Below are 13,999 nucleotides of genomic sequence, written 5' to 3'. Positions count from 1 at the left end.
GCTGGCTTGCCTGCGATAGCATCAACTCAGTGTGCCTGATGTACCGAGGTGTCTGCATCGCAGGCAAGCCAGCTCCCACAGAAAAGCAGCTCTTCAGTGTATGCAAATCCGCTTTTCGCTTTTGATCTAACCACTCAGGTCGGCTTTCAGGCCGCCGTGCTGTAGATCTTGATCTTGATCTGAGGCGCCCCGTTAACCACGATGGCCGAACGCAGGCTTGAATCCGTGGGTAACCCGGCAGGACGCCGGGTTAGCCGCGCTGGGCCAAGGATGGCCCATCGCGGCGGCCCACGGATTCAAGCCGGAGTGAGGGCACACCGAGCATTAGCGAGGTGCCGAGTGGTGGGGCGAAGACCTTTTGGTTACTTTTGGGGCGTTTTTCCTTGCAAAAGTGACCCGCCGTAAGGGCGGAACCATAAGTAGCCATTACCGAAGAAATGGATATGTACTCCGTCTGATCCAACCCCTCCCGCCAAGCCTACCTCACTGCCACAACCCAATCTTCGTCAGCTCTTGCTTGAAGTTCTCCCGTGTAATCAGCGTCACCTCGTCCATGGCCGTGTACTTGGGCGGCTCCGTCCCCTTGGTAACCCACTCATACATCATCAGCGCAGTGTTGTAGCCCTCGATATGCGGGCTAGGCAGCATCGAACCGAAAAATCCACTGTCAGCCTTTTTCAGTTCGCCAATGGCATCCGTACCATTGATGCCGATACCAATCACATTGGCCGCAGCAAAACCGGCCGTTTCGGTTGCGCGCACGCCACCGAGCACCGTGTTGTCGTTCATACCACCGATAATCAGGTTCTTGGCACCGCTGGGCAGCTTGACCAGTGCCGAGTTGGTGGCGTCCATACTGCCCGGTACATCGAGCGTCTTGGCCGCGGTGAACAGAATGTGGTCTTTAGGAAAACCAGCATCTTCCAGGGATTTAACCGAACCGTCAGTGCGCTTTTTACCCGTGTCCAGTTCGTTAAAGGTATTGATCACCGCATAGGTGTCCTTCCAATCCCAACCGCGTTTTTTCGCCTCCGCCGCCATCGCCGCGCCCTGCTTCTGGCCCACTTCAAACGCGGCCATGCCCAGGTACGGCACGTCCTCCATGAAGTTGCCTTTGGCGTCGACAAAACGGTCATCCACCGCAATCACTTTCAGGCCGTTGGCCTTTGCCTTGGCAACGATGGCCGGGCCCAGCGACACATCCGGCGGGCAGATCACAAAGCCCTTGGCGCCGTTGGCCGCCAGGCTGTCGATGGCCGAGAGGGTTTTCTCGCCATCCGGCACGGCGATCTTGATCACGGTAAAGCCATGCTCCTTGCCGGCTTTTTCGGCAAACGCCCATTCCGTCTGGAACCACGGCTCTTCAGCCTGCTTGACCAAAAAACCGATCTTCACGGCTTCAGCAGCCTGCAACAGACCGCCCAAGCTCAGGGCCGACACCGCCACAGCGGCGCAGCACAGGGAACGCATACCTCGACGACGATTCATACGGGTGACTCCTTGTTATTGTTTTCAGGTCTTGGGTTTATCCGGCAAAGCGGTGACAGCGTGTGCCCGGCACATCAACCTCGATGGCCAGCACTGCGCCATCCAGCGGGTGATCGAGTGGGCTGGCGGCGCTGGTGATGTAGAGGGTGGTGAGGTTGGGGCCACCGAACACGCAACTGGTGGGGCGGCTCACGGGCAACTCGACAATGCGGTCGACCTCGCCGGCAGGCGTCAGGCGCAGCAAGCAACTGCCATCCCAACGGGCATTCCAGATATAGCCATCCGCGTCCATCGCCGAGCCATCCGGGCCACCACGCTCATGCGGGCCGAACCAGACCCGGGCAGGCTCGAGCTGACCCTCTGGCTTGACCGCATGCCGGTACAAAGTGCCGTCCAGGCTGTCGCCAAAATGCACGTGCGCGCCGTCATCGCTCCACACCAAGGTGTTGGGAATGCCCAGCCCTTGCAGCAGCGGCGTGACATGCGCGTTGGCATCGATCCGAAACAGGCCGCCGGAACGCCGCGTAATCGGCAGGTCTTCACCCTGCTCGCCAATGTTGTTCTGCATGGTGCCCAACCACAGGCGGCCCTGGGCATCGCAGCGCGCTTCATTGCCACGGTTACCCGGTTGCGGGTCGGCCACGCACAACAGCGTGAGGGCTTCGGTTTCCAGGTTCAGCCGGTACACGCCGCTGCTCAGCGTCACCAGTGCATCCCCGCTTTCACAGGGGATGAAGGCCGAGACGTGCTCGGGCAACTGCCAGATCTGCAACTGCCCGCCCATCAGGCGCAGCGCCTGCTTGCCGGCGATATTCACCCAATACAGCGCCTGGGTCGGCACGTCCCAGAACGGGCCTTCGCCCAGCTGCGCACGGTGCGCAGTGACTGCGGTACACGACATAAAACCTCCTGGTGTTACAGCGGGTCGCGCGATGGCGTGCCATCCACCAGCCGCTGGATACGCAACGGGTTGGCGTTTTTCAACGCGTCGGGCAGCAGGCTATCAGGGTAATTCTGCAAGCACACCGGGCGCAGGAAACGGTCGATGGCCAGGGTGCCGACCGAGGTGCCACGGGCATCGGATGTGGCCGGGTACGGCCCGCCGTGAACCATCGAATCACACACTTCCACGCCGGTCGGGTAGCCGTTGAGCAGGATGCGCCCGACTTTCTGCTCCAGCAGCGGCGTCAGTTCAGTGAAGTGCTGCAGGTCGGCCGGTTCAGCAATAAGCGTCGCGGTGAGCTGGCCGTGCAGACCGTGCAAGGCCGCGCTGAGCTGGGCCTGATCGGCGACCTCGACAAACACCGTGGCAGGGCCGAACACCTCTTCCTGCAACACCTCATCACCGTCGATCAGCAAGCGCACGTCGGCCTTGAACAGCTGCGGCTGCGCCTGACTGCCCACTTGAGCGCTGCCCGCCAGGTGTTGGATGCCAGGGTGCGCCAAGAGCTTTTCCAAGCCTTTGCCATAACTGCCCAGGGTGCCGGCATTGAGCATGGTTTGCGCCGGCTGTTCACCGATCAGTTGCGCCACCTGTTGGGTAAACGCGGTGAACTGTGGCGAGGCAATACCGATCACCAGGCCAGGGTTGGTGCAGAACTGGCCACAGCCTTGCACCACCGAGGCAGTGAGGTCGCGGGCGATGGTCGCGGCCCTGGCGTGCAAGGCCTGGGGCAGCACGATCACCGGGTTGATGCTCGACATTTCGGCAAACACCGGGATCGGCTGCGGGCGTGCCGCCGCCATATCACACAAGGCACGGCCGCCCTTGAGCGAGCCGGTAAAACCCACGGCCTGGATCGCCGGGTGCTTGACCAGCGCCTCACCGACGCCGCCACCGAAGATCATGTTGAACACCCCCGCCGGCATCTCGGTAGCCTCGGCCGCCCGAATGATTGCATCGGCCACCCGCTCAGCCGTCGCCATATGCCCACTGTGCGCCTTGAACACCACCGGGCAGCCGGCCGCCAGCGCGGCAGCGGTGTCGCCGCCGGCGGTGGAAAATGCCAGGGGAAAGTTGCTCGCACCAAACACCGCCACCGGGCCGAGGCCGATGCGGTATTGGCGCAGGTCCGGGCGCGGCAGGGGTTGGCGGTCGGGCAAGGCTCTGTCGATGCGCGCGCCGTAAAAATCACCACGACGCAATACCGTAGCGAACAGGCGCATCTGGCCGCTGGTGCGCCCGCGCTCGCCTTTGATGCGCGCAGCAGGTAATGCCGTTTCGCGGCACACCAACTCGATAAAATCATCCCCCAGCGCGTCCAGCTCATCGGCCACCGCCTCCAGGAACTGCGCCCGCCGCGATGCACTTAATGCCCGGTACGCGGGATAGGCGGCAGCGGCGGCCTTGGCGGCGGCATCCACCTCGGCGGGCGTGGCCTGATAGAAATCCTGAGGCAAGGCCTCGCCGGTGCTGGCGTCGACGCTTTTCAGGGTAATGCTGCCCTGGGCACTGCGCTGGCCGCCGATGTAGTTGTGGCCGAGAAACGGATTCATGCTGATCTCCTTAAAGGCTGATGACAGTGCCAGGTGCGAACGCCGCCTCGGCGCTGCCGACCCGATTGACCAGCGGCGCGCCGAACTCGGCCTGGCTGATCTCGAACACATCCCCCGGCTGGGTACGTATACCGTCGGCGAATGACAAGGTGGCGGTGCCGAAGAAATGAATATGCACGTCGCCCGGGGTCAGGAACTGGCTGTATTTGAAATGGTGGTACTCGAGGTTTTCCAGGCTGTGGCACATGTTCGCCTCGCCACTGAGAAATTCGCTTTCCCATATCACTTGACCGTCTCGGCGGATGCGGCTGGTGCCGGCCAGATGCTCGGGCAACTCACCCACACGCAACTCCGGACCATAGCTGCAACTGCGCAACTTGGAATGGGCCAGGTACAGGTAATTCTTGCGCTCCATGACGTGGTCGGAGAACTCGTTGCCCACCGCAAACCCCAGGCGGTAGGGCTTGCTGTCACGGCCGATCACATACAACCCGCCGATTTCCGGCTCTTCACCGGCGTCTTCAGCAAAGGGTGGCACCGGGAACGCCTGGCCTGGGCGCACGACAATATTGCCATCGCCCTTATAGAACCATTCCGGTTGCACGCCGGCCTGGCCGGCCGGCGGTTTGCCGCCTTCCACGCCCCATTTGAAGATACGCATGGTGTCGGTCAAGGCACTGTCGTCACCGGCCTGATGCATTTTATCGCGGGCCGAGGCGCTGCCCAGATGCGTGAGGCCAGTACCGCTGATCAGCATGTGCGCGGGGTCGGGATGGTCCAGCGGCGGCAGGACTTTGAGGTCTGCCAACAGCGCGGCGTAGTCGTAACTGTCGCCCAGCCCGAGGCTGTCAACCTGTTGCGCCAGGCCCACACCGGCATCGATGGCGGCCAGCGCCAACTCACGCACGCTGCGCGCGGTGTGCACTTCGCGCAGTGTGTTGCCTTGCACCACGCCGACACGACGCTCACCGTTACGCAATTCGAACTGAACTAAACGCATCAAACTTCTCCAGGATTAAGTACGTGTGGCGCCTCGGGCGCTGGCGGCAAACTGGTCGGCGGGCAGCACATGCTTGCGCTCCAGCACGCGGTACACCACAGCGGTCAAGACCAGCCCGAACACCATGACGCCAGCCAAAAAATACAGGCCCGAAGCCAGGTTGCCGGTGTATTCCTTGAGCGCGCCGATCACGAACGGGCCGATATAGCCGCCCAGGTTGCCCACCGAGTTAATCAACGCGATGCCCGCCGCCGCACTGGCGCCGGCAAAGAACCGCCCCGGCAAGGTCCAGAACACCGCCGTGCAGGAAAACAAGGCGAATGCCGCCAGGCACAGCGCCGCCATTTGCAGCACCGGCACGCTCAGCCAGGCACTGCAAAACAAGCCGATGGCGCCGAGCACATAGAGCACGGCAAGGTGGCCATAACGATCGTTCAAACGGTCGGAACTGCGCGGGATGATCAGCAGCCCGATGATGCCGAAAATGTAGGGTACGGCCGAAATGAAGCCGGTCACCAAGTCAGTGCCGCCGAACTGTTTGATCAGGGTCGGCAACCACAGGCCCAAGCCATAGATGCTCAAGGTCACCGGCAGATAGAACAGCGCCAGCAACAACACGCGCTTGTCCTTGAGGGCATGCAGCGGGTTGCCGTGGCGGGTCTGGCCGTAGGCTTGCAGGTCCTTGGCCAACTCAGCGGTCAGCCAGGCTTTTTCGTCTTCGCTCATCCAGTTGACCTGCTTGGGGCCGTCCGGCAGAAAGCGCAACACCGGCCAGGTCAGCAGCAACGCCGGCGTGCCAATCACGATAAACAGCCATTGCCAGCCGTGCAGACCAAGGATGCCGTCCATGCCCAGCAGGCCGCCGGACACGGGCCCGGTGATCATCATGGCAATCGGCTGGGAGAGGATAAACAGCCCCAGGATCTTGCCGCGATGGCGCACCGGGAACCACTGGGTGATGTAGTACAGCACGCCCGGAAAGAACCCGGCTTCGGCCGCGCCGAGCAAAAAGCGCATCACATAAAAACTGTGCGGCCCCTGCACAAAGGCCATACCAATGGTGATGGCGCCCCAGGTGAGCATGATCCGTGCAAACCAGCGCCGCGCGCCGAAGCGGTCGAGCATCAGGTTGCTGGGGATTTCAAACAGGAAGTAGCCAATAAAGAACAACCCCGCCCCCAGACCATAGGCGGCATCGCCGATGCCGACGTCGGCGCCCATGTGCAGCTTGGCAAACCCCACCGCCGAGCGGTCCACGTAGGCGATCAGGTACAGCAGGATCAGGAAGGGAATCAGTTTCAGCGTGATACGCCGAACAAGCCGCAATTCCTGGCTCATGGGGTCGATCTCCGATTGTTGTTTTTATAGAAGCTCGGGGGCTGCCTCTCGCGAAAATCCGCCAGGGTCAAGCCTCAATTAAGCTGGACTATATAGTATGACTATTTGCAAAACAATACTTCCAAAGCTGCGTTTTTGCGCTTATGTTTAAGCACATATAGAACATATAGTCATACAATAAGAGAGTCGATCATGCCTGATAAAAAGCCCGCCCTCCGCTCCGCCCAGTGGTTTGGCACCGCCGACAAGAACGGTTTCATGTACCGCAGCTGGATGAAGAACCAGGGCATTGCCGACCATCAGTTCCATGGCAAACCGATCATTGGCATTTGCAACACCTGGTCGGAACTGACCCCGTGCAACGCGCATTTCCGCCAGATCGCCGAGCACGTCAAACGCGGTGTGATCGAGGCCGGTGGTTTCCCGGTGGAATTCCCGGTGTTCTCCAATGGCGAATCCAACCTGCGCCCCACCGCCATGCTCACCCGCAACCTGGCGAGCATGGATGTAGAGGAAGCCATTCGCGGCAACCCCATCGACGGCGTGGTGCTGCTCACCGGCTGCGACAAAACCACCCCGGCGCTGCTGATGGGCGCGGCCAGTTGTGACGTGCCGGCCATCGTGGTCACCGGCGGGCCGATGCTCAACGGCAAGCACAAGGGCCAGGACATCGGCTCGGGTACGGTGGTGTGGCAACTGAGCGAGCAGGTCAAGGCCGGCACCATCACCCTTGACGATTTCCTTGCGGCCGAAGGCGGCATGTCGCGCTCGGCGGGGACCTGCAACACCATGGGCACCGCGTCGACCATGGCCTGCATGGCCGAAGCACTCGGCACTTCCCTGCCCCACAATGCGGCGATTCCGGCGGTGGATGCACGGCGCTATGTGCTGGCGCATATGTCTGGCATGCGCGCGGTCGAGATGGTGCGTGAGGATTTGAAACTGTCGAAGATCCTCACCAAGGAGGCGTTTGAAAACGCGATCCGGGTGAATGCGGCCATCGGCGGTTCGACCAACGCGGTGATCCACCTTAAAGCCATCGCCGGGCGTATCGGTGTCGAGCTCGACCTCGACGATTGGACCCGCATGGGCCGTGGCGTGCCGACCATCGTCGACCTGCAGCCGTCAGGCCGTTTCCTGATGGAAGAGTTCTACTACGCCGGCGGCCTGCCGGCCGTGCTGCGTCGCCTGGGCGAAGCCAACCTGATCCCGCATCCGAATGCCTTGACGGTCAATGGCAAGTCGTTGGGCGAGAACACCCAGGACTCGCCGATCTACGGCCAGGATGAGGTGATCCGCACCCTCGATAACCCGATCCGCGCCGATGGCGGTATTTGCGTATTGCGCGGCAACCTGGCGCCGCTGGGCGCCGTGCTCAAGCCTTCCGCCGCCAGCCCCGAGTTGATGCAGCACCGTGGCCGCGCGGTGGTGTTCGAGAACTTCGACATGTACAAGGCACGCATCAATGACCCGGCACTGGACGTGGATGCCAACTCGATTCTGGTCATGAAAAACTGTGGCCCCAAGGGTTACCCCGGCATGGCCGAAGTCGGCAACATGGGCCTGCCCGCCAAGCTGCTGGCCCAGGGCGTGACTGACATGGTGCGCATTTCCGATGCACGCATGAGCGGCACCGCCTACGGCACGGTGGTGCTGCACGTGGCACCGGAAGCTGCCGCCGGTGGGCCGCTGGCCACGGTGCAGGAAGGTGACTGGATCGAGCTCGACTGCGCCAACGGCCGGTTGCACCTGGATATCCCCGACGCCGAACTGGCGGCGCGCATGGCTGACCTTGCGCCAGCGCAAAACCTGATCGTCGGCGGCTACCGCCAGCTGTATATCGATCACGTGCTGCAGGCCGATCAAGGCTGCGACTTCGACTTCCTGGTGGGCTGCCGTGGCGCTGAAGTCCCCCGGCATTCCCACTAATTGGGATGCTATGATGCCGCGAACCTAAGCCAGAGCCTCCCCGTCGTTATGGATCACCAGCCGCCCAAGCCGCGCAAGAGCCAGCATGCCCAGATCGTTCAGGACTTGGGCATGCACATCGTTTCCGGTCGCTTCAAGCCCGAAGAACGCCTGCCCATGGAAGCCACGCTGTGCGAGGAATACCAGGTCAGCCGCTCGGTGTTGCGTGAAGCGACCCGCGTGCTCAGCGCCAAGGGCCTGGTGTACTCCAAACCACGGGTGGGCGCGGTGGTGCGTCCACGGGTGAAATGGCATTTGCTTGACCCGGACGTGCTGTCCTGGCTGATGCAGTCCACGCCTCACAGCGAATTCTTCAACACCCTGGCCGGCGTGCGGCGCATCCTCGAACCGGAAATCGCCGCCATGGCCGCGACCACGGCCACCGCCGAAGACATCGCCACCATCGAAACCGCCTACCGGGGCATGGAAACCGCCAAGACCCACGATGACCTGCTGCAGGCCGACCTGGACTTCCACCGAGCCATCGCCGACGCGACCCGCAACGACTTGCTCGCCTACATGTGCAACATGCTGTCGTTGCCGCTGCGCGAGTCGATCAACATCACCAACCGCCGTCCTGACATCCAGGGCCTGAGCCTGCCCCGCCACAAAGCGATCCTCACCGCCATCCAGAACCGTGACGCCCTCGGCGCCCGGCACGCCTCGCTGGTGCAACTGGATGACACGCGGGTGGCGCTGGACACGGTGATGAACGTGCTCACGCCGCTGTAAATTGATCGTCTACGCTCAGGGAGTCAGTTCGAGGAACCGGCCATGTGCGGACGACTTTCGCAGTACCGCGGTATTCATGAGTTTGTGGCGGCGCTGAGCATGCCCAATGCACTGGCCAATAGCGTGGGCGACCAGCCGCTTGAGCGCTACAACGTGGCGCCAACCACCCCCGTGGCGTTGCTGCACCTGGACAATGATCTTTTGCACGCTGACCCGGTGCGCTGGGGCTGGCGCCCGCACTGGAGCAAAGAACGCCTGCTGGCGATCAACGCGCGTGTCGAGAAGGTCGCGCACGGCGCGTTCTTTCGCGCGATCTGGCCGCATCGCGCAATTGCCCCAGTGGACAACTGGTTTGAATGGGTGGATGAAGGCGACGCGAAAAAACAGCCCTACCTGATTCGTCGCCGCGACGGTGCGCCGGTATTCTGTGCCGCCATAGGCCAACTGCCCGACGCCGATGAGGGCGCGCACGCGCACGATGGCTTCGTGATCATCACCGCCGACAGCGCCGGTGGCATGCTCGATATCCACGACCGCAGGCCGGTGGTATTCACCCCTGAGCTGGCCCGTGAGTGGCTGGACCCGGCCACCTCCCGAAGTCGCGCCGAGCAGATGGTGCTGTTGCAGGGCGACCCGGCAGACGTGTTCGAATGGTTCAAGGTCGACAGTGCCGTGGGCAACACACGCAACCATGGGCCAGCGTTGATCCAGCCGCGCTGAGCACTCATTGGGCGACTACACACCCGTGCGGATTAATCGGCCTGCCCTCCAGATAGGCCCGGTCCTTGCCATTTTGCTTGGCGCCATACAGGTTGCGGTCAGCGTCCTTAAGCACTGCCGACATCTGGTCCCCCGCCGAAAACCGCGCCATTCCCGCGCTGCACGTGTAATTGTGCGGCGCCGCCACACTGTGCCGGATAGCCTGCAACAAATCCCGTGCGAACTCGCAGGCGACAGCCGGGTCGTCGCCCAACAGCAGCACGCCGAATTCTTCGCCGCCGATCCTGCCGAAACTGTGGCTGCCTTTGGCGGTTTTCAGGCAGGTGGCCATGGCGCAAAGAATGCTGTCGCCCACATCGTGGCCATACCGGTCATTTTTGAGTTTGAAACTGTCGATATCCAACATCATGAAATAGCCGCTGTGGCCGCTGGCGATCAACGCGTCAAAGCCCTGCATGAAGGCGCGCCGGTTGAGAATGGAGGTCAGGTAATCCGTCTCTGCCAGCTCGCGAAACTCACTTTCTACCAGCAACACCGAGCGCAGGTTCTTCAAATAGGAAAAACTCAGGATAAAACCGATGGCCACCGACGCGACGCAAAAAATATACAGATAGACCTGGGCATCGCCGTAAATGTCCGCCTGGATGCACGGCCATAAAATCAACCAGACCAACGTGGCGCAGACCAGATAATCCTGCACACTGATAAACAGGATGGCGCTGCTGATCACCAGGATAACCGCCAGCGGCAAGCCAAACAGGCGCAACTCTCCATGCGCGCTGATGACATAGGCAAACCCCACGGACAGTAGCACGACATACACAACCCCGAGCGCACGCCACAGGTAAAAGTGGGGGGTCATATGGTGCAGTCGACACACCGCCATCAGGCACAGGCTGATCGCCACCAGATATATATCCAGCTGCATGTCCGGATGAATCAACAACACCCCGAGCCAGGCAATAATCCCGATTAACTCGGCCTGGGTGACCGCTGGCGACAGTAACCGGCGCATCCGTGGCCTTAACTTCAAATTAGCAGGCATCCCTTTCCCCTCTTTCAACCGCGTGCAGGCCAACCGCAAATGAAAACGCCATAAACCGTCTTACCAGGCAAACAAAAGCCGGCAGCACTTCCAGCTGTTTTTTCGCATGCACTTTGAAATAGCCCTTCTCGACACCCTCCCGGACCATTCTAATAATATGGGTTTTTGATACCGACAGCTGCTGGGCGAGCGCAAGATAAGATGACGATTTGAAGGTCATGCGCTCGTTTTCCGGTGAAAAGGCATCGTTATATATCGCCAGCATCAACAAATGGCCTGCATCTTTCTTCACCAGCCAAAAACAGTCGGGCAGCAACACATCAACGGTCATTTCGTCGGCCAGGATCTGAGCGAAGCCTTTGAAATAAAGGGCTAGAAAACTGCGGTCGTCCATCTCGCGCATTGTGCGAAAACGCTCCTTCTCAGGGCACATCAGCGCCAGTGAGTCGGTAATGGACGTCAGCATCAGCCGCACTTCCCGGCAGGCTTCATCCGAGGGCGCATACACCCTGAACCGGCTGTCCTCCGGGTGTGCGTCGACCACCATGAACCCCAGCGCCCGAAACAGCAGGAAGATCGACTCCAGGCTGTTTCTTGAGCAATACCCCCGCGCCACACAAAAGGCTTTCACCTCGCAAAGCAAGGCTGTCGGTTTGGAAAAGTACTCGCTGAACAGTGCAAATGAGACCATCAAACGGCTGTATTTCATTGCACTTTTGTAGAAAAACGGGCGTTTCGAGTAAGGGCCAAGAAGCACCTGATAATGTGCCCGAATACAAGATTCAAAGTCCTCATGACGTTCAAGTGCTTGTGCAGTATTACCGATATCCAACTTTAACGAACTGACACGCATGAAAGAACCCTGATCAACCAACTTCATCCCACTGATCTAGACTACAAAGTTCACGTAGTCAGGTCCCAAAACAAATCACGTCGTAAAACGGCCCCTGATGGCGCTTTGCCTTTGGGGTCAATGTACAGTGATTGCCGCGTGGCACAGCATCATTACCAAAGTTGTTCCAACTGCACTTCCTGGGCTATTTGCTAACGCGCAAGCGGTGAACTTGCTTGAAATAGCAGTGCAAAGATTGCGTGTGAAGCAGAGCCAATAAATGGCGCCAGAAATATGACCGCGAACCTTTCACCGCCCCCGGGCGTCCGAGCTAGGGTATTTATTGCCCATTGCTCGCCGTGAGGTCCTCGCTTGAAAGCCGCCATCATCAAAAAGTACCGCCTGATTATCAAAACCATGGGCTATGTGGGTTGGGCCTTGTTCTGGCTGTTGTTGTGGGATGTGGCCGTCACGGTCGATTTCATGTTGTTCCTGACCACCAAGATCAACTTGCCGCTGATGCCGCTGACCCTGCTGGGGTCGGCGCTGGTGGTGTTGATCAGCTTTCGTAACAGCAGCGCCTATAACCGCTGGTGGGAAGCACGCACGTTGTGGGGCGCAATGGTGAATAACTCGCGTAGTTTTGCACGTCAGGTACTGACGTTGCTGGATGACTCCAGCGGCGAGGTAAACCCGGTCAAGGCCACCCTGTTGCGCCGCCATGTGGCCTATGTGAATTGCCTGGCGGCGCACCTCAAGGGCCGCCCGTGCCCGGATGAAGTACGTGCGTTTATCCCCGCCGAAGAGTTTGCGCGCAATGGCGCCACCAACAACTTTGCCAATGACATCCTCACCGGTTCAGCGACGTTGTTGGCCCGCGAATACAAGGCCGGGCACCTGGACAGTATTCGCCTGGCGCGGCTGGAGTCGACACTGGTGGACCTGTCCAACGCCCAAGGCGGCATGGAGCGAATCGCCAATACGCCGCTGCCCTACCCTTACGTATATTTCCCGCGGCTGTTTATCTCGCTGTTCTGCCTGATCGTGCCGGTGAGCCTGGTTGAATCCCTGGGCTGGTTCACCCCGCTGGCCTCGACCGTGGTGGGCTTTATGCTGCTGGCGATCGAACGCATCGGCACTGACTTGCAAAGCCCGTTTCATTCCAGCGAACACCAGATCCAGATGGAAACCATCTGCGAAACCATCGAGAAGAACCTGCAGTCGATGCAGCGGGATGCGCTGGCTTAAGCTCAAGGTGCTTTTTAATTCAAGAACCTATCATTTTTACCAGTGCCCCTGACGCGCGGTTTTGACTAGCCTGTAGCGCATCTATCCAAGGAGGCACACAGCATGCAGGTTCGCGAAGGTTATGCCGATTTCCGTGGCTACCGGACATGGTTCCGGGTCACCGGCGATTTGAGTTCCGGGCGCTTGCCCTTGATCGTCGCGCACGGCGGCCCCGGCTGCACCCATGACTACGTCGACAGTTTCAAGGACCTGGCCGAAACGGGGCGCGCGGTGGTGCACTACGACCAATTGGGCAATGGCCGCTCCACTCACCTGCGCGACGCATCCGCTGACTTCTGGAACGTGGCGTTGTTCCTGGCGGAACTGGACAACCTGATCGAGCATTTGGACATCAGCGACTACGCGCTGCTGGGCCAGTCCTGGGGCGGCATGCTTGGGGCTGAACACGCGGTACGCCAACCCGCCGGGTTAAAGGCATTGATCATCGCCAATTCGCCCGCCTCCATGGACCTGTGGTGCGCCGCCGCGAATGAGCTGCGCCAGGCATTGCCCACCGAAGTGCAGGCCACCCTGCTGCGCCATGAGGCGGCAGGCACCACTGACAGCGCCGAGTACCGCGCAGCCTCGGATGTGTATTACGCCCGCCACGTCTGCCGCGTCCAGCCGGAGCCCGATGAAGTGCTGCGCACCAATGCCGCCATCGAAGACGACCCGACCGTTTATCACACCATGAACGGCCCCACTGAATTCCACGTGATCGGCAGCCTGCGCCACTGGAGCATCATCGAGCGACTGCCACGCATCCAGGTGCCGACGTTGTTGATCTCCGGGCGCTTTGATGAAGCCACACCCGCCACGGTACAGCCGTTTGCCGATGGCATCCGCGACGTGCGCTGGCAGATTTTTGAGCAGTCGAGCCATATGCCGCATGTCGAGGAACGTGAGGCGTGCATGGCGTGTGTGGGGGCGTTTCTGGCGCACGTGGAGCAATAGCCAGATTGAGCTTTGTGGCTGACGCTCTACACTAAAGCCAATGTGGAATGGGGCTGGTGTGGGAGCTGGGGACATCTGTGTTCGCATCGGTGCCCTGCGAACCGGGGTTTTGCTGTTGTACCCACATTTGTAAAAGACT

12 protein-coding genes are annotated in these 13,999 nt (G+C 60.6%); 5 read left to right on the top strand and 7 right to left on the bottom strand.

What is annotated here, in order from left to right:
• Positions 1-483 precede the first annotated feature (483 nt).
• From HX790_RS28940 to HX790_RS28920, 5 genes are read right to left on the bottom strand one after another with little or no spacing between them, the layout of a single operon-like run.
• Positions 484-1,488, bottom strand: a complete 1,005-nt coding sequence (locus HX790_RS28940) for a substrate-binding domain-containing protein (RefSeq protein ID WP_017136516.1) — start codon at positions 1,486-1,488, stop codon at positions 484-486.
• Between the two features lie 37 nt (positions 1,489-1,525).
• Complete coding sequence (locus tag HX790_RS28935; RefSeq protein ID WP_017136517.1) at positions 1,526-2,389, bottom strand: SMP-30/gluconolactonase/LRE family protein; 864 nt, start codon at positions 2,387-2,389, stop codon at positions 1,526-1,528.
• Positions 2,390-2,403: 14 nt separating this feature from the next.
• The gene (locus HX790_RS28930) at positions 2,404-3,984 is read right to left on the bottom strand and encodes an aldehyde dehydrogenase (NADP(+)) (protein WP_176992589.1); all 1,581 of its coding nucleotides are present in this window, start codon (positions 3,982-3,984) and stop codon (positions 2,404-2,406) included.
• A gap of 10 nt (positions 3,985-3,994) precedes the next feature.
• Positions 3,995-4,984, bottom strand: coding sequence for an AraD1 family protein (araD1, locus tag HX790_RS28925; protein ID WP_099547905.1), 990 nt, complete (start codon positions 4,982-4,984; stop codon positions 3,995-3,997).
• A 15-nt stretch (positions 4,985-4,999) separates the two neighbouring features.
• Positions 5,000-6,322, bottom strand: a complete 1,323-nt coding sequence (locus tag HX790_RS28920) for an MFS transporter (RefSeq protein ID WP_170040159.1) — start codon at positions 6,320-6,322, stop codon at positions 5,000-5,002.
• 192 nt (positions 6,323-6,514) lie between these two features.
• Here HX790_RS28920 and HX790_RS28915 point away from each other — a divergent pair, with 192 nt between their 5' ends.
• The 3 genes from HX790_RS28915 to HX790_RS28905 are packed head-to-tail and all read left to right on the top strand — an operon-like array spanning position 6,515 to position 9,742.
• Positions 6,515-8,251, top strand: a complete 1,737-nt coding sequence (locus HX790_RS28915; protein WP_017136520.1) for an IlvD/Edd family dehydratase — start codon at positions 6,515-6,517, stop codon at positions 8,249-8,251.
• A gap of 48 nt (positions 8,252-8,299) precedes the next feature.
• Positions 8,300-9,022: a FadR/GntR family transcriptional regulator gene (locus tag HX790_RS28910; protein WP_017136521.1), complete on the top strand. Its 723-nt coding sequence runs from the start codon at positions 8,300-8,302 to the stop codon at positions 9,020-9,022.
• Between the two features lie 42 nt (positions 9,023-9,064).
• Complete coding sequence (locus HX790_RS28905) at positions 9,065-9,742, top strand: SOS response-associated peptidase family protein (RefSeq protein ID WP_176992588.1); 678 nt, start codon at positions 9,065-9,067, stop codon at positions 9,740-9,742.
• 4 nt (positions 9,743-9,746) lie between these two features.
• Here the strand turns inward: HX790_RS28905 and HX790_RS28900 are convergent, their stop codons facing one another.
• Both HX790_RS28900 and HX790_RS28895 read right to left on the bottom strand, forming a co-directional pair.
• Positions 9,747-10,787: a GGDEF domain-containing protein gene (locus tag HX790_RS28900; RefSeq protein WP_176992587.1), complete on the bottom strand. Its 1,041-nt coding sequence runs from the start codon at positions 10,785-10,787 to the stop codon at positions 9,747-9,749.
• Positions 10,777-11,667 (bottom strand): hypothetical protein, encoded by an 891-nt coding sequence (locus HX790_RS28895; RefSeq protein ID WP_017136524.1) that lies wholly within the window; start codon positions 11,665-11,667, stop codon positions 10,777-10,779. The genes HX790_RS28900 and HX790_RS28895 overlap by 11 nt, the downstream gene beginning before the upstream one ends.
• Positions 11,668-11,991: 324 nt before the next feature.
• Here HX790_RS28895 and HX790_RS28890 point away from each other — a divergent pair, with 324 nt between their 5' ends.
• Positions 11,992-12,867, top strand: coding sequence for a bestrophin family protein (locus HX790_RS28890; RefSeq protein ID WP_176992586.1), 876 nt, complete (start codon positions 11,992-11,994; stop codon positions 12,865-12,867).
• 102 nt (positions 12,868-12,969) lie between these two features.
• Complete coding sequence (locus tag HX790_RS28885) at positions 12,970-13,860, top strand: proline iminopeptidase-family hydrolase (protein ID WP_138450604.1); 891 nt, start codon at positions 12,970-12,972, stop codon at positions 13,858-13,860.
• Positions 13,861-13,999: the final 139 nt, after the last annotated feature.

The sequence above is a fragment of the Pseudomonas sp. IPO3747 genome (assembly GCF_013385245.1).
Taxonomy (GTDB): domain Bacteria; phylum Pseudomonadota; class Gammaproteobacteria; order Pseudomonadales; family Pseudomonadaceae; genus Aquipseudomonas; species Aquipseudomonas edaphica.
This window is presented reverse-complemented; position numbering and strand designations above follow the sequence as displayed.